Source organism: Bacillus cereus group sp. BfR-BA-01350, assembly GCF_022663775.1.
Classification (GTDB): domain Bacteria; phylum Bacillota; class Bacilli; order Bacillales; family Bacillaceae_G; genus Bacillus_A; species Bacillus_A paranthracis.
In genome coordinates, this window is record NZ_JAKUGD010000010.1 from 14,024 (window position 1) to 31,409 (window position 17,386).

The following is a 17,386-nucleotide window of genomic DNA, read 5'->3' on the forward strand; positions in this document are numbered from 1 at the left end:
ATTTTTTTAGTTGACAATGATAATGAAAATCATTATCATTTATTCGAGAAATGATTACATTTCGAATTATATATTTCGGAGGAGATGTAAGGTTGAAACAAAATAAAAGAAAACGTATAAATGCAATGGTTATAGTGGCGGCGTTATCACTGCCGTTTGCTGTTTATTCAACACCTGCTTTAGCGGCAGTGGCAATTGAGGCGAATAAAACTGGACATGTTTTAGAAGATGGTACATATGACGCTGTTATTAAGGCGTATAAAGATAAAACGAATGAAGAATCTATGGCAGCTGTTTATATAAAAAATCCGAAATTAACAATTGAGAATGGAAAGAAAATTGTAACGGCAACGTTAAGTGATAGTGATTTCTTCCAATATCTAAAAACAGAAGATAGTCATACTCCTGGTGTATTTCATGATGTGAAAGTAATATCAGAAGATAAAAAGAAAAATGGAACGAAAGTGATTCAGTTTGAAGTAGGAGAATTAGGAAAAAGGTATAATATGCGAATGCATATTTATATTCCAACAATGGCCTATGATAATAAGTACCAAGTACAATTTGAAGTAAATACATTGAATTTAGATAAAGATGTTCCAGAAGAACAAAAGGAAAATAAGGAGGATAAATTGGATCAACAAGATGCGAATGTAATAATAGATAAGCAATTACAAAGGCATATTAATAAATATAACTTGAATAGAGAGAATTTAAATGCGCCAATAACTAAGGAAGATTTATTAAAAGTTAAATCTTTAATAGTCGTTGAAGCTAAAAGTAAAGGAATAAAAGACGTAAGCGGTCTAGAATATATGACGAACTTAGAAAACTTAACGTTGGAAGAAGTTAAGTTAGAAAATATAAAATTTATCTCGAATTTGAGGCAATTAAAATCAGTAAGTATAACCTATGCCGAACTTGAAGATATTGGACCTTTGGCTGAGTTAGAACATATTGAGAGTTTAAGCTTGAGAAATAATAAAATTTCAGATTTAAGCCCACTAAGTCAAATGAAGAAGATTAAATTGCTAGATTTAAATAGTAATTATATAAAAGATATAAAGCCATTATTTACAGTGAAATCTTTAAGGACTTTAACTGTAGCAAATAATCAAATTAGTAATGCAGGTCTTGAAGGAGTTCACCAATTAAAGAATTTAAAGACATTTGAAATAAGCAATAATGGATTGAGTAATGTCGAACATATTAATGGAATGAATAAATTAATTGAATTAGGGCTTTCCAAAAATGAATTAGTAGATCTTACACCATTATCAAAATTATCAGGATTACAAAAACTAAATTTAGAAGAAAACTTTATTTCAGATATAACGCCACTTAGTCAATTAACAAGTTTATATGATTTAAAACTAGGTTCAAATGAAATTCGTGATGTTAGACCGGTTCAAGAGCTAGGAAAAAGGATGTATATCGATATTCAAAGACAAAAAATCTTTTTAGATGATGTAGAAAAAGATAAGGAAGTTAAAATACCTATCTATAATTTACAAGGAGAGCCAATTGATACTATTCAATTGAATAGTGAAGATGGAATAGTTAATAATGGTTCTGTTAAATGGGGTACTACCGGTGAAAAAACATACGAATTTATGTTAGATATAAAGCCAGAAGAGAATCGTATTAAGTTTAATGGAACAGTAATTCAAAATATTGTTGAAAGGTTAGATGAAATAAAAGAGGATAATGAACAAAAGGAAAGTGTAATTCTCGATAAAACTTTACAACAACATATTAATAAAGAGAATTTAGGTAGAGAGAATTTAAACGCTCCTATCACAAAAGAAGATTTATTACAGATTAAAAAATTAGAGATACTTAAAGAAAAAGGAAAAGAGATAAAAGATATAACAGGTTTAGAGTACATGACGAACTTAGAAAAACTCACTTTAGAAGGAGTAGGTTTAAAGAATCTCGAATTTATCTCGAACTTAGAAAAGTTGAACGATGTGAATGTATCTCATAATCAAATTGAGGATATAACACCACTATCTGCATTAAAAAATCTACAATGGTTAAATCTTGCGGACAATCATATTAAAGATGTATCGGTTCTCGGTTCCATGCTAGATTTACTTAGCTTAAAATTATCTGGAAATGAGATTCGTGATGTAAGGCCGTTAATACAATTAGGTCAGTGGTTTTCAATTGATGTGGGAAGACAAAAACTCGTTTTAAGTGAAGCGAAAGTAAATGAGGAAATTCAAGTTCCTGTATATGATTTAGAAGGAGAAAGTATTGAGAATATTAAATTGATAAGCGAAGGAGGGACGTTTAATAACGGAGTAATAAAATGGAATACCCCAGGTGAAAAGGTATATAAATTTGATTTAGATTCTGATGGAATTAGCATAAGGTTTAACGGAACAGTTATACAGAGTATAGTGGAAAAAGAAGAAGTGAAAGAACCAACAAAAGAAGTTGAAGAAGCAAAAGAAGAAGTGAAAGAACCGGTAAAAGAAGTTGAAGAAACAAAAGAAGAAGTAAAAGAGCCAGTAAAAGAAGTTGAAGGTACAAAAGAAGAAGTGAAAGAACCGGTAAAAGAAGTTGAAGAAACAAAAGAAGAAGTGAAAGAACCGGTAAAAGAAGTTGAAGAAACAAAAGAAGAAGTGAAAGAACCGGTAAAAGAAGTTGAAGAAGCGAAAGAAGAAGTAAAAGAACCAACAAAAGAAGTTGAAGAAAAGAAAGAAGAAGTGGACGAGCCAACAACAGGAGTTGAAGGATCGAAAGCGAAGGTAAAAGAAACAGAAAAAGAAATTGAAGGTTCAAAAGACGTGGTAAATCAATCAGCAGTAGTCCAAGAACAAGACGTGAATAATCAAGTTGTGAAAGAAAATAAACCAGCTGTTAATAAGCAAGAAGAAAGTAAGAAATCATTAGGAGCAACAGGTGGACAAGAGAATACATCAACATTACTTTCAGGCATAGCGTTAGTTCTTTCAGCGATGAGTATGTTTGTATTTAGAAAGAAATTATTTAAGAAATAAAAAACGTTTTATCTTATTATAACGTAAGATGATTATAGGGGTTTTTGAGAAGACATTATCATGGCGATTTCATTTTGAAATATGCTTATGGTGATGTCTTTTTTAGAAGGAGATAAATGGAAAAGGTGTGAATATATTAGAGAAGGAGGAGAGATTATGTATGTTAGTTCAATTTCAAAAGTTGAAGACGTAGCATCATTTATTGCGAATATGAATAAAGATGCTATTCATCATGTTGGCTATTGTGGAGATCAGAAAGAGGAGTTGTTACATACAATTCTTCATGATTTTTCTCATATAGGTTGGGAAAAATCTTTTGTTGTTATTTATGAAAATAATAAAATAATTGGTGTATTAGGGTTTGATGTAGATGAAGTAAAGAAATGTGCAGAGATATGGGGACCGTTTATTAAAGCAGAGAATTGGGAAGAAGTTGCTGTACATATGTGGAAGGAACTTATAGAAAAGGTGCCTTTTCATATTGAAAAGTTTTATGGTTTTTATCATGTGGAAAATAATAATTGTGCCCGCTTAATGAAGAATTTACATGCAAAAGAACAAGATCGACATAGTATTTTCAGTTTAAGTTATAATACTGTGGAAGAGCGCAGTATATGTAATGTAGAAGAAGCTTTACCAAAAGTGTTTGGGCAGTTTGTCGCTTTACACAATTATGTTTTTCCTAATACATATTATGAAGGAAATGAAATTATTGAACGTTTAAGTGATACGAATAAATTATTTGTAAGTATGAAGAAAGAGAAGTTAGAAGGTTACGTATATGTTGAAGTAAATTCGGAGTTTCAAGAAGCGAATATCGCATTTATTGCAACTGCTGAAAATAGTAGAAGAAAAGGTGTCGGAGAGCGGTTATTACAAGTTGCAATTCAGTATATTTTCTCGTTCCAAGGGATGAGAGAGATAGAACTATGTTTGAATACGAATAATGATTGTGCGATGAAGTTGTACAAGAAAGTAGGTTTTGAAGAGAAAGCCTGTTTACAGCACTATGTAATAGAGTAAAAAACCCATTCATATGAAAATGATATTTCATATGAATGGGTTTTATTCATTTACTTTTTTCCTCATTCATCACGGATTTAGAAGTAATTTGAGGCGCTAATTGTTACATAACCTTTTTTATTTTTTTCGGAACTTCTTTCGTTTGCGAATTAATATCTTCTTTTCGGAGCTCTTTAAAGAGCGAAGTAACCATAAGAACGACTACGATAGAAAATGGTAGTGCTGCGATTATAGCTGCAATTTGTAGTGCATTTAATCCTCCAGCTTGTAATAAAATAGCTGCGATTATCGCGATTGTTAATCCCCATATAAGTTTCAAACTATTTTTCGGTGATAAGCTTCCGTTACTCGTTTGCATAGAAACAACAAATGTTGCCGAGTCGGCAGAAGTAACGAAAAATGTGGCTACTAAAATTAACCCGATAATTGTTAAAAATGTAGAGAACGGTAGATGTGAAATAACAGCAAATAATCCAATCTCTGTCCCGTTTTTTGCGATTTCATCAGCTACTCCAAGGGATTGGAACATTTCCATATGGATAGCGGTGCCGCCAAATACTGCAAACCAAAATGTGCAGATGAGAGTTGGGACTAATACAACTCCAAAAATAAATTCTTTTATTGTGCGCCCTTTAGAAATACGGGCGATGAATGTACCGACGAATGGAGACCAGGAGATCCACCATCCCCAATAGAAAATAGTCCAGTTTTCTATCCAAGAAGAAGATTTTTCATTAAATGCTCCTAAATTTAATCCCATACTAGGTAAAGCTCCAATATAAGAACCGAGTGTAGATGTGAAATATTTCATAATAAATACAGTTGGTCCTAAAAGTAAAAAGGAGACGAGTAATATACCTGCAAGAGAGAAATTTAAGTTACTCAAATATTTAATCCCACGATCTAAGCCTGTTTGTGCACTTGTTAAATATAAAACAGCGAAGATGGCGATAAGTACGAGCTGTGTAAGTAAAGTGTTATGAATAGAAGGGAATAAATAGCTTAATCCTCCGGCGATTTGTTGAGCACCAATCCCAACAGATGGCACAATACCAAATACTGTGGCTAAAACAGCTAAAATATCAACTGTTTTTCCGATAGGAGAATTTTTCGATCGATTAAATAATGGAGTAACTGTAGCGCCAATTGTGCTACCTTTTTGTTTGCGGAATGTGAAATATGCAATTGTTAAAGCAACCATTGCGTATAGTGCCCATGGAAAGAGGCCCCAGTGGAAAAATGAATATTGCATAGCGAGTTTGGCACTTTCCTCTGTACCTGCTTTTCCTGTTAATGGATCTGTAAAATGTGAAATCGGTTCAGCGATTCCATAAAAGAGGAGTCCAATTCCCATTCCTGCTCCAAACAACATGGATAGCCAAGATGGATAACTATACTTTGGTTTTTCTCCATCTTTACCAAGACGAATAGAACCGTATTTAGAGAATGCTAAATACGTGGCTAAAATAATCATTGCAGTCATAAGTAGAGAGTAAAACCATCCAAATTTATTGAGGATAAATGAGTTTAAAGAAGATGTAACGCTTTGTAAATCATAGCCTTGTATCCAACTTGCCGGGGTAATTCCCCATATGATGAATAATGTTGTTAGCAAGATGGAGATATAGAATACGCTGTTTTCTTTTTTTATCATAGAATCCCACCCTTGTTTAATAAAGTTAACAATTATATTAATCATAACAATTGAAGGGGTAATTGTCAAAAAATTCGATTTTTAACATGTGTAAAAGGACTGTTTAATCGCTATAGATTCATAACTATTGGAAGTTAGATAGTGGGGAAATTGTTCACGATATGTACAAAATGTAAGAAGAAATAATATGAAATATTGCATTTTATATTGTTGTATCCAGATTTTATGTTAAATTCGTGAATGGAATATTTGAATAGGGGGCAAGGATATGAACAAGAAATCAAAGATTAATAAAGTTATGCTTAGCATTAGTACAATGGCTCTATCATTAGGGACGCTTCAAGCTCCTGCATCAGCGGAAGAAAAAGTACCGTATAATGTGTTGAAAACGAAACCAGTTGGAATTGAAAAACCAGTAGATGAGATTGGACACGTTTCTAAAGCGGAGGAAACATTATCGTTTCAAGAACGGTTAAAAGTAGGAGACTTTTCACAGCGACCAGCACCTATTACGAACAAAGCGACAGTAAAGCAAGTTAAAGAAAGCTATTCAATGGCTGATTTAAACAAAATGAATGATCAAGAATTAGTTGAAACGTTAGGCAGTATTAAGTGGCACCAAATTACAGACTTATTCCAGTTTAATGAAGATGCAAAAGCCTTTTATAAAGATAAAAGGAAAATGCAAGTCGTTATAGATGAATTAGCTCATCGGGGTAGTACATTTACGAAAGATGATTCAAAAGGAATTCAAACGTTTACGGAAGTGCTACGTTCAGCTTTTTATTTGGCATTTTATAATAACGAATTAAGTGAATTAAATGAAAGAAGCTTCCAGGACAAATGTTTACCTGCTTTAAAAGCAATCGCAAAAAATCCAAACTTTAAGCTTGGTACAGCTGAACAAGATACAGTCGTATCTGCATATGGTAAATTAATTAGTAATGCGTCAAGCGATGTTGAGACAGTTCAATACGCATCGAATATTTTAAAGCAATACAATGATAATTTTACTACGTATGTAAATGATCGAATGAAGGGACAAGCAATATACGATATTATGCAAGGGATTGACTATGATATACAGTCTTACTTAATTGAAGCTCGTAAAGAAGCGAATGAAACGATGTGGTACGGGAAAGTAGATGGTTTTATTAATGAAATAAATCGTATTGCTCTTTTAAATGAAGTAACACAAGAAAATAAATGGCTTGTTAATAATGGAATTTATTTTGCAAGTCGTTTAGGGAAGTTTCACAGTAATCCAAATAAAGGTTTAGAAGTTGTTACACAAGCAATGCATATGTATCCGCGCTTAAGTGAGCCGTACTTTGTCGCAGTAGAACAAATTACAACAAATTATAATGGAAAAGATTATAGCGGGAATACAGTAGATTTAGAGAAAATACGTAAAGAAGGAAAAGAGCAGTACTTACCAAAAACGTATACATTTGATGATGGATCTATCGTATTTAAAACAGGAGATAAAGTATCGGAAGAAAAAATTAAGAGACTATACTGGGCTGCAAAGGAAGTAAAAGCACAGTATCATCGTGTAATTGGGAATGACAAAGCGTTAGAGCCGGGCAATGCAGATGATATATTAACGATAGTAATTTATAACAGTCCAGAAGAGTACCAGTTAAATAGACAACTGTATGGATACGAAACAAATAACGGTGGAATTTATATTGAAGAAACAGGAACATTCTTTACATATGAGCGCACGCCAGAACAAAGCATTTATAGTTTAGAAGAGTTATTCCGTCATGAGTTTACTCATTATCTTCAAGGGAGATATGAAGTGCCAGGTTTATTCGGAAGAGGAGATATGTATCAAAATGAAAGGTTAACTTGGTTCCAAGAAGGCAATGCAGAGTTTTTCGCAGGGTCTACTCGAACAAATAATGTAGTGCCGAGAAAGAGCATCATTAGTGGATTATCATCTGATCCTGCAAGCCGTTATACAGCAGAGCGCACATTATTTGCTAAATATGGTTCTTGGGATTTCTATAATTACTCGTTCGCATTGCAATCTTACTTATATACACATCAATTTGAAACGTTTGATAAAATTCAAGATTTAATTCGTGCAAATGACGTGAAAAATTATGATGCCTATCGTGAGAATTTAAGTAAAGACCTTAAACTAAACGAAGAGTATCAAGAGTATATGCAGCACCTAATCGATAATCAAGATAAATATAATGTACCGGAAGTAGCAGATGATTATTTAGCTGAACATGCCCCAAAATCATTAACGGCATTAGAGAAAGAAATGACTGAAACGTTGCCGATGAAAGATGCAAAAATGACAAAACATAGCTCCCAATTCTTTAATACATTTATATTAGAAGGTACGTATACAGGTAGTGTAACAAAAGGTGAGTCAGAAGATTGGAACGCAATGAGTAAGAAAGTAAATGAAACTTTGGAACAACTTGCGCAAAAAGAATGGAGTGGCTACAAAACTGTTACAGCATATTTCGTCAATTATCGTGTAAATAGCTCAAATGAATTTGAATATGATGTAGTCTTCCACGGTATCGCAAAAGATGACGAAGAAAATAAAGCTCCAACGGTTAATATAAATGGCCCTTATAATGGACTTGTAAAAGAAGGTATTCAATTTAAAAGCGACGGCTCAAAAGATGAAGATGGAAAAATCGTTTCTTATTTATGGGACTTTGGAGACGGAAGCACAAGTGCAGAAGTAAATCCGGTACATGTATATGAAAGAGAAGGTTCATATAAAGTAGCGTTAATAGTAAAAGATGATAAAGGAAAAGAGAGCAAAAGCGAAACAACGGTTACGGTTAAAGATGGAAGCTTAACAGAATCAGAACCAAATAATCGCCCAGAGGAAGCAAATCGTATTGGACTAAACAATACGATAAAAGGTAGTCTTATCGGCGGAGATCACACTGATGTTTATACATTTAATGTAGCATCAGCGAAAAATATTGATATTTCCGTTTTAAATGAATATGGAATCGGGATGACATGGGTACTTCACCATGAATCAGATATGCAAAATTATGCTGCCTACGGTCAAGCAAATGGAAATCATATAGAGGCAAACTTTAATGCAAAACCAGGTAAGTATTACTTGTATGTATATAAATATGATAATGGTAATGGAACATATGAATTATCAGTAAAATAAGTGCTTTTCCAATGTATGTTTAACTTTACTTTTTGTGGAAAATAGTATATTATATAGATATATATAATATATCGGTTATTTTCTAGGAGGAGCCTGTCACAATAGGCTTCTCCTGTTCTTTTTTAGAGGCCTGTACTGCAGGCTTTTCTTTAAAGGATAAATAACTGAAAATTAAGAACAATAATCTTTGAAAGAGGTGGGGCATACACATAACAAAAAAGGGATTGTTTAAGAGAGGGGGATAAGAAATGGTTTTGTTTGGTTATCCACTTGAGACAATTTATTTATATGGATTTATTATTGCTACTATACTCACTGTGATTTATATCTTTTTTGGGGATATATTTGAATCCATATTTAGTTTTGGAGGCGGATCTGTATCCATTGTTACTTTATTACTTAGTTTTTTCGCCATGTTATGTGGACTTAGTTATATAGGAGAATATTTATTTTCCTTTAATAGTATTCTTATTTTCGTGGCTGCATTTGCTATTTCCTTTATTGGTGTATTCATAATGAAAATATTAATTTTAAAGCCGATTGCAGAAGCAGAACAAAATACTGTGCAACGTATGGATGAATTCATTGGTTGCAAGGGGGAAGTCATTACGACAATTCCTACAGAAGGATTTGGTGAAGTATTAATCTCCTCCCAATTTGGAAGTAATGCAATTCCAGCTAAAACAATTGGGAAAAAAGATATTTTACAAGGAACTGAAGTTATTATCGAGGGAGTCCAAGACGGTGTTTTGCTTGTACAAAACATCGCTTATTCTTTAAAAAAACCAAAATTATAAGGGGGAATTTACATGACGATTCCATTAATTATTGGTGGAGTTTTACTCGCAATTTTAATTCTACTCATTTTAGTATTCATTACGAAGTATCGAACAGTTGGGCCAGATGAAGCGTTAATTGTGACAGGGAACTGGCTTGGTGGTGGGAAAAATGTAGTTACCACTGATGATGGAAAGAAGATTAAGATTATTCGCGGTGGCGGTACATTCGTAGTTCCGATTATGCAAAGAGCAGAACCTTTAAGCCTATTAAACTACAAGTTAGAAGTAGGTACACGTGATACGTATACGAAGCAAGGTGTTCCAGTTACAGTAAATGGTGTTTCTATTATTAAAGTAGGTTCTACAATTGAAGAAGTATCTACAGCAGCTGAGCAATATTTAGGAAAAGAAACAGAAGAGTTAAAGGTAGAAGCGAAAGAAGTTTTAGAAGGTCATTTACGTGCGATTTTATCTTCTATGACAGTAGAAGATGCGTATAGTAATAGAGAGCAATTTGCTCAAAAGGTACATGAAGTAGCTTCTACAGATTTAAAGAAAATGGGTCTTCGTATCGTTTCCTTTACAATTAAAGAAATTATGGATAAGAACGGTTACTTAGATGCACTTGGTCAGCCGCAAATTGCGACGGTTAAGCGTGATGCAACAATTGCAAATGCAGAGCGTGAAAAAGAAGCACGTATTGAAAAAGCTCGTGCTGAGAAAGAAGCGAAAGAAGCTGAATACCAACGTGATGCTCAAATTGCTGAAGCTGAAAAACATAAAGAATTAAAAGTACAATCTTATAAGAGAGAGCAAGAACAAGCTCGTGCAGATGCGGATCTTTCTTACGAATTACAACAAGCGAAAGCGCAACAAGGTGTTACAGAAGAGCAAATGCGCGTTAAAATTATTGAGCGTGAGAAACAAATTGAATTAGAAGAAAAAGAGATTGCGCGTCGTGAAAAGCAATACGATGCAGAAGTAAAGAAAAAAGCGGATGCAGATCGCTATGCTGTTGAGCAATCAGCGGAAGCAGAAAAAGTAAAACAAATGAAAAAGGCAGATGCGGATCAATATAAGATTGAAGCGGAAGCGAGAGCTCGTGCGGAAGAAGTACGTGTGGAAGGTTTAGCGAAGGCGGAAATCGAAAAAGCGCAAGGTCAAGCGAAAGCAGAAGTACAAAAAGCACAAGGTACGGCGGAAGCAGATGTTATTAGGTTAAAAGGTTTAGCAGAAGCAGAAGCGAAACAAAAAATTGCAGAGGCATTTGAATTATATGGCCAAGCGGCAATTATGGATATGGTACTTAAAATGCTTCCAAGTTATGCGAAGGAAGTTGCAAGTCCACTTAGCAACATTGATAAAATTACAGTTGTCGATACAGGCGGCGGTGGGAAAAATAGCGGCGCCGGAAAAGTTGCGGGCTATGCAACTGATTTAATGGCAACGATGCAAGAAACGTTAAAAGCTTCTTCTGGAATTGACTTAAAAGAGCTATTAGAAGGATTTGCAGGAAAAGGAGCAGTACAACAATTATCAAGTGATAAACCTGTTGTATCTGTATTAGAAGATGAGAAAAAAGAAGTAGAAAAAGATAAAGATAAAGAATAGTATAGTGAATGGAGCCTCTAGTAAGTGAGATACTAGAGGTTCTTCTGTGAATTGTTCGAATAATTTACATTTTAATATATTGTTTTAATTATTTAATTTATATAGAATGAAAAAGGTATGTATTAATTCTTTAATAGAAAAAGAGATAAAGAGTTGATACGTTTTAATCGTATAATTTATATAAAGAAATTAAATGTAAAACAATTACATTTAAAACGGTATGGAGGGGTAGAGATATGTTTCAAGGGAAATTAAGAAGAAGTAGTTTAAAAGCAAAGTTACTTATATCATTTGTTATTGTTTTAATTCTTCCAAGTATTGTAATTGGTTGGACGTCTTATCAACAAGCGAAGACAAATTTTAATGAAACAATTTTACAATCAGCGGAAGATAACGTAAAGATTTTAAATAATGTTATTAATAAAGAGATAGACAGTAAAAAGGTAGACGCAGTATATTTTACAAAGTTATTTAATGGAGTAAGTTACGGAACTGATCAGCTCCAAAATGTGCAAAATAAATTAGAAGAATATAATAAATTACATCCAGAAATAGAAGCAATTTATACGGGATCTAGTACGGGGCAATTTATTCAATCACCGTCTATTCAAATGCCAGATGGATATAATCCTACCGAAAGAGATTGGTATAAAGAAGCAGCGAAAAAAAGCGGAGAAGTGGTTATCACAGCCCCATATAAGTCAAGTACAACAGGGAATATTGTTATTACAATAGCAAAACAAAATGAGGATAAGAGCGGTGTTCTCGGTATTGATTTAATTATTAATGACATTGTAAATACTTCAAAAATGGTCAATATCGGCAAAACAGGATTTGTAGCAATCTTCGACCAATCTAAACATGTAATAGCGCATCCGACGATAAAACCAGGTGACAAGATAGAAGAAAAAGTGGAGAAAGAATTGTACAAACAGGAAACAGGTGATTTTAAATTCAAACTCGATGGTGATGATCGCAATATTACCTTTATAACAAATAAGCAGACTGGATGGAAAATAGCAGGAATTATGCCTTCAAAAGAAATTATTGAAGCAGCTAATCCTATTTTCTATAAAACGCTAACTGTTATTGGTATTTCATTAATAATTGGCGGGGTTTTAATTTACTTCATAATTGCTTCTATTATTAGTCCGTTAAAACAACTTGTTATATCATCAAAAAAGATTAGTGAAGGTGATTTAACAGAAACAATTACAGTTCATTCTAAAGATGAAATTGGACAGCTAGGAGAAAGTTTTAACGAGATGGCGGCATCATTACATCATGTCATTTCCAATATAAATACTTCAGCAAGTCACGTGGCGGCATCTTCAGAAGAATTAACAGCTAGTATGAAGCAGACAAGTGAAGCGACGGAACAAATTACACAAGCAATAGAGCAAGTGTCGAGTGGGGCTGAAATACAAACGAAAGAAGTTGAAGAAGGCGCAACATTATTAGAAGAAGTTACAGAAGGAATTCAGCGTGTTGCAGACAGCTCTTCATTAGTATCCACAGCATCTATGTATACGAAGAAAAAGGCTGAAGATGGTGGGAAGTTAGTTGAACAAACTGTAAATCAAATGCAATTAATCCATGAGTCTGTTTCACAATCAGATAAGGTTATTGTTTTGTTAGATGATAAATCAAAACAAATTGGGGCAATCCTTGAGGTGATTCAACATATTGCAGAGCAGACAAATTTATTAGCGCTAAATGCGGCAATTGAGGCTGCAAGAGCCGGAGAACAAGGAAGAGGATTTGCAATTGTAGCAGATGAAGTACGAAAATTAGCTGAACAATCAGGACAGTCTTCTACGGAAATTGGAAAACTAGTGAAAGAAATCCAATTTGATATAAAAGAAACGGTAAGTTCTATGAAGCTAGTTGGGACAGAAGTACAATCAGGGCTTGTAGTTGCAAATGAAACGAAGCAAAGCTTTGCTGAAATATTGAAATCTACGGATGATACAGTTGTACAAATTGATAATATGGTAGATGTAGCGAAGCAAATGACGGTAGATGCAAGACAAGTAAGTGCATCCATTAATGAAATTGCAGCTACGATTGAAGAAAATGCAGCAAGCGTTCAAAATATTGCTGGTTCCTCTGAAGAACAATTAGCTTCAGTAGATGAAATAAATGCAGCAGCAGTTCACTTATCACAAATGGCAGAGGAATTACAAGAGATGATTGGTAAGTTTAAAGTGTAATAATAAATGTTAAGAAACGAGGTAATAATTTTACTTCGTTTCTTTTTTTATGAAGAGAAAAAGACAGAAATATAGAGTAACCGTGTTATGATTAAGTATAATTGAAGAGACTGTATATTCTTTAAATTCTATCTTTAATCATGTTAGGGGAATGGTTTTGAAATTTAAAAAATTAAAACTACAACCGAGAATTACATTAACTATTAGTGCACTTATTTTAGTTGTACTTATGTTAACGAGTTATTTATTTTATTACATATTATCTGAAACAGTAGAAGAGCAAATTGGCAAAAGAGCTTTGCATGTTGCGAAAACAGTTGCTGCTATACCTGAAATAAAGGAAGCTTTTCAAACAGAAAATCCAGCTTCTATTATTCAACCGATTGCGGAAAAAATTCGAATGGATACAGAGGCGGACTTCATTGTAGTTGGAAATAAAGAAGGGATTCGTTATGCACATCCTAGGAAAGATAAAATAGGAGAAGCAATGGTTGGCGGAGATAACAAAGGAGTTTTATTAGAAGGGAAATCTTACGTTTCGAAAGCAACTGGATCATTAGGCCCTTCATTACGCGGAAAAGTTCCAATCCGTAATCAGGAAAATGAAATCATTGGTGTAGTGTCTGTTGGATTTTCAATGGATGATATTCATGGAGCGGTAGAAGTGTATGGAAAGCGTGTGTTTTGGATTACAATAATAGGTCTATTAATTGGAGTAATCGGCTCTATATATTTAGCTGGCAGTATAAAAAGAATGATGTTTGGGATGGAGCCAGAAGAAATTTCATCTTTATATGAAGAGCATAGTACAGTGATTCAATCTGTACGTGAAGGGATTATTGTCATTGATCAAAATGGCACGATTAGTTTAGTCAATCAAGCAGCCTATGATATTCTTGCGCTTGATGAACAACGAAATATTATTGGAGAATTTATTTTAGATATAATTCCTAATTCAACGATATTAGATGTACTTCAAACTGGTGAAGAACAGTTTGATCGTCAATTAAATATAAAAGGGCAGGCTGTTATTGCGAACCGTCTACCCATTAAAGTGAAAAATAAAGTAACTGGCGTTGTATCGAGCTTGCGTTTGAAATCTGAAATGGATCAGTTAACAGCAGAGTTATCTCAGACGAAGCAATATACAGAGGCATTAAGAGCGCAAACACATGAATATAACAATTTATTGTATACGCTTTCAGGTCTTATCCAGCTAGAATTATATGAAGATGCTTTGGAGCTTATTCATAAGGAAACAGCGGTATATCAAGATTTTGTTCAATTTATTATGAAACGAATTCAAAATCCATGGTTAGGTGGGATTTTAATTGGATTCTATAATAGAGCAAGAGAGTTGAAGATTGATTTTATGCTAGATAGAGAAAGTAGCTTAGACAAATTAAGCACGCACATTGAGAGTAATTATGTCGTTTCTATTTTAGGAAATTTAATTACGAATGCATTTGAAGCGATTGAAAGAAATGAAGAACATGATAAGAAAGTAAGAATGTTTGTAACTGATATCGGAGAAGAAATAGTCATTGAAGTGGAAGACTCAGGACAAGGGATTCATGATGAGGTCATTACTAGCATATTCTATAAAGGCTTCTCGACGAAAGAAGGCGAGAAGCGAGGATATGGATTAGCAAAAGTGAAAGAGTTAGTAGAAGATTTAAATGGAAGTATCGCAATCGAAAAAGGGGATTTAGGTGGTGCATTGTTTATTATTGCATTACCAAAAGAGAGAGGCGAATTGTAATGGGTGAGGAGATTGAAGTATTGATTGTAGAAGATGATATTCGAATTGCAGACATTCATCGTCGTTTTACTGAAAAGATTGAGGGATTTAAAGTAATTGGAACAGCAACAACTGGCGAACAAGCGAAAGAATGGCTAGATCTTGTGAAGCCACAGCTCGTTTTATTAGACGTGTACTTACCTGATATGCAAGGAACGGAACTTGTCACATATATTAGGCATAACTTGCATGATACAGATATTATTATGATTACAGCTGCATCGGAAACAGATATAGTGAGACACGCCCTGCGGGGCGGAGTAACAGATTATATCGTAAAGCCACTTATGTTTGATCGATTTAAAGCAAGTTTGGAAAATTACCAAAAAAAGCTTGTGCAGTTAAAGAAAAATAACCAATTATCTATCGAACAAATAGAACATCTATGGTCTCAAAGAGGCGTAAAGGGAAATGAAATAGAATATGCCCCGAAAGGTATAGACCCCTTAACTTTAGCAAAAATAAAAAAGCATATGTTAACAGTAAATGAAGAAGGTATTACTGCGGAAATGCTAAGCTCAATGGTCGGAGTAAGCAGATCGACAGCGAGGCGTTATTTAGAATATTTAATATCAGGAAAGAAAGTTCATGCGGAGCTTATATATGGGAGTGTTGGGAGACCAGAAAGAAGATATTTTCTTATTCCTTCATAATAAAAAACAGTAGAGGATATATGTCCGCTACTGTTTTTTTATTTTATATTGGAATAACCCCAATTAAAATTCCAGTAATCAACATGACCATTGTCGTTCCAACTGCCCACAATAAAGTAAAACGTTGATGTTCACCAAAATCAACTTTTGCCATCCCAACTAATAAATAAGTGGATGCAACAAGGGGGCTTAATAAGTGAACAGGTTGTCCCAGTAAGGAAGCGCGTCCCATTTCAGCTGCACTAATTCCATAAGTAGCAGCAGCTTTTGTCAAAATAGGTAATACTCCGAAGTAAAATGCATCATTGGACATGAAAAATGTGAATGGCATACTAAGAAGAGCTGTAATAATTGGTAGTTGTGGGCCAAGAGCGTCTGGTATAAGAGTTACTACACTTTTAGCCATTGCATCTACCATTTTTGTTCCTGATAAAATCCCAGTGAAAATCCCAGCGGCAAATACAAGAGAAACAACCGCTAATACGTTTCCTGCGTGAGAAGCAATACGCTCTTTCTGTTGCTCTAAGTTCGGATAGTTAATCATAACAGCAATAGCGAAAGCGATTGTAAATAAAACGGGTAACGGCATAACTTCTAGTATGAGACAGACAAGTAAAGTAGCAGTTAATAAAAAGTTAATCCATAGAAGTTTAGGGCGCTTATGAACAGCAGCTTCTACTGTTGCAGCTTGCTCATCTGTTGTTTGCATTTGTTTTAAATATTGTATATCCATAATTCCTAAACGTTTTCTTTCTTTTTTTCCAAGATAGTAAGCAACGAAAACTACCCAAAGTGCACCAGCAATCATTCCTGGTATAAGTGGTGTAAAGAGCTCTGATGCCTCTAGTCCAAGTGCACTCATAACACGAGCTGTCGGTCCACCCCACGGTGTAAGATTTGTCACCCCTGCACCTAACATAACAACCCCAGCTAATATAAGTGGATTCATCCCAAGGCGTTTATATAGTGGGTACATTGCGGAAACAGTAATCATATACGTTGTCGTTCCATCCCCATCTAATGAAACGATAATAGTAAGAATTGCTGTACCAACAACAATTTTTAAAGGATCTCCTTTTACAAATTTCAAGATCCTACTAATGACAGGATCAAATAAACCGCTATCAATCATAATTCCAAAATATAAAATAGCAAACATAAGCATAATACCAGTAGGTGCTAGTTTTTGAATTCCCTCTAACATCATAGGTCCCATGTTTGCATAAAAGCCTCCAATTAATGCGAACGTAATTGGAATTAATATTAATGCTACTAGTGCTGACATACGTTTCGTCATAATTAAAAACATAAAGACAAACACCATCGCAAATCCAAGTAGTGCTAACATGTAATCTCCCCCTCAAAAATGATTGCGCTTTCAAAATAAAATGAAAATTCAGAAAAAAGGTTTTTTTGTTTATCATAAAAGCATTCATTCGAATGGTAAATAATTTGAAAAATAACATCATTAGAAGCAT

At 34.0% G+C, this 17,386-nt stretch carries 10 protein-coding genes and 1 pseudogene; 9 read left to right on the plus strand and 2 right to left on the minus strand.

Annotated features, from left to right (window positions below; genetic code table 11):
* Positions 1–92: 92 nt before the first annotated feature.
* A complete protein-coding gene (locus MR147_RS19830; protein WP_242304656.1) occupies positions 93–3,008 on the plus strand; it encodes an NEAT domain-containing protein in 2,916 nt (971 codons plus the stop codon).
* 156 nt (positions 3,009–3,164) lie between these two features.
* Entirely contained in the window at positions 3,165–4,031 is an 867-nt protein-coding gene (locus MR147_RS19835) for a GNAT family N-acetyltransferase (protein WP_074608267.1), read from the plus strand.
* Between the two features lie 103 nt (positions 4,032–4,134).
* Here MR147_RS19835 and opuD read toward each other — a convergent pair whose 3' ends face one another.
* On the minus strand, positions 4,135–5,685 hold the full coding sequence (gene opuD / locus MR147_RS19840) for a glycine betaine transporter OpuD (RefSeq protein WP_000591594.1): 1,551 nt from the start codon (positions 5,683–5,685) through the stop codon (positions 4,135–4,137).
* 268 nt (positions 5,686–5,953) lie between these two features.
* Between opuD and colA the strand changes: the two genes are divergently transcribed.
* The 7 genes and pseudogenes from colA (at position 5,954) to MR147_RS19870 (ending at position 15,908) form a co-directional block, all read left to right on the plus strand.
* The gene (gene colA / locus MR147_RS19845) at positions 5,954–8,851 is read left to right on the plus strand and encodes a collagenase ColA (protein ID WP_074608269.1); all 2,898 of its coding nucleotides are present in this window, start codon (positions 5,954–5,956) and stop codon (positions 8,849–8,851) included.
* A gap of 248 nt (positions 8,852–9,099) precedes the next feature.
* Positions 9,100–9,648 carry an NfeD family protein gene (locus tag MR147_RS19850; RefSeq protein ID WP_074608271.1) on the plus strand — a complete coding sequence of 183 codons (549 nt, stop codon included), beginning with the start codon at positions 9,100–9,102 and terminating at the stop codon, positions 9,646–9,648.
* A 12-nt stretch (positions 9,649–9,660) separates the two neighbouring features.
* Positions 9,661–11,241, plus strand: coding sequence for a flotillin family protein (locus MR147_RS19855; protein WP_074608273.1), 1,581 nt, complete (start codon positions 9,661–9,663; stop codon positions 11,239–11,241).
* A 236-nt stretch (positions 11,242–11,477) separates the two neighbouring features.
* Positions 11,478–12,512, plus strand: a pseudogene (locus tag MR147_RS27270) (HAMP domain-containing protein); the annotation flags it as partial.
* Between the two features lie 81 nt (positions 12,513–12,593).
* Positions 12,594–13,454, plus strand: coding sequence for a methyl-accepting chemotaxis protein (locus tag MR147_RS27275; RefSeq protein ID WP_371746605.1), 861 nt, complete (start codon positions 12,594–12,596; stop codon positions 13,452–13,454).
* Between the two features lie 151 nt (positions 13,455–13,605).
* Complete coding sequence (locus MR147_RS19865; protein ID WP_074608275.1) at positions 13,606–15,216, plus strand: ATP-binding protein; 1,611 nt, start codon at positions 13,606–13,608, stop codon at positions 15,214–15,216.
* Entirely contained in the window at positions 15,216–15,908 is a 693-nt protein-coding gene (locus tag MR147_RS19870; RefSeq protein ID WP_074608277.1) for a response regulator, read from the plus strand. The genes MR147_RS19865 and MR147_RS19870 overlap by 1 nt, the downstream gene beginning before the upstream one ends.
* Positions 15,909–15,951: 43 nt before the next feature.
* On the opposite strand, the gene MR147_RS19875 is transcribed toward MR147_RS19870, so the two are convergent.
* Complete coding sequence (locus MR147_RS19875) at positions 15,952–17,256, minus strand: CitMHS family transporter (protein ID WP_074608279.1); 1,305 nt, start codon at positions 17,254–17,256, stop codon at positions 15,952–15,954.
* Positions 17,257–17,386 lie beyond the last annotated feature (130 nt).

Excerpts from the sequence above, each read along its gene's own strand:
- MR147_RS19835 (WP_074608267.1), top strand. The coding sequence starts at position 3,165 with ATGTATGTTAGTTCAATTTCAAAAGTTGAAGACGTAGCATCATTTATT.
- opuD (WP_000591594.1), bottom strand. The coding sequence starts at position 5,685 with ATGATAAAAAAAGAAAACAGCGTATTCTATATCTCCATCTTGCTAACA.
- colA (WP_074608269.1), top strand. The coding sequence starts at position 5,954 with ATGAACAAGAAATCAAAGATTAATAAAGTTATGCTTAGCATTAGTACA.
- MR147_RS19850 (WP_074608271.1), top strand. The coding sequence starts at position 9,100 with ATGGTTTTGTTTGGTTATCCACTTGAGACAATTTATTTATATGGATTT.
- MR147_RS19855 (WP_074608273.1), top strand. The coding sequence starts at position 9,661 with ATGACGATTCCATTAATTATTGGTGGAGTTTTACTCGCAATTTTAATT.
- MR147_RS27275 (WP_371746605.1), top strand. The coding sequence starts at position 12,594 with ATGAAGCAGACAAGTGAAGCGACGGAACAAATTACACAAGCAATAGAG.
- MR147_RS19865 (WP_074608275.1), top strand. The coding sequence starts at position 13,606 with ATGGTTTTGAAATTTAAAAAATTAAAACTACAACCGAGAATTACATTA.
- MR147_RS19870 (WP_074608277.1), top strand. The coding sequence starts at position 15,216 with ATGGGTGAGGAGATTGAAGTATTGATTGTAGAAGATGATATTCGAATT.
- MR147_RS19875 (WP_074608279.1), bottom strand. The coding sequence starts at position 17,256 with ATGTTAGCACTACTTGGATTTGCGATGGTGTTTGTCTTTATGTTTTTA.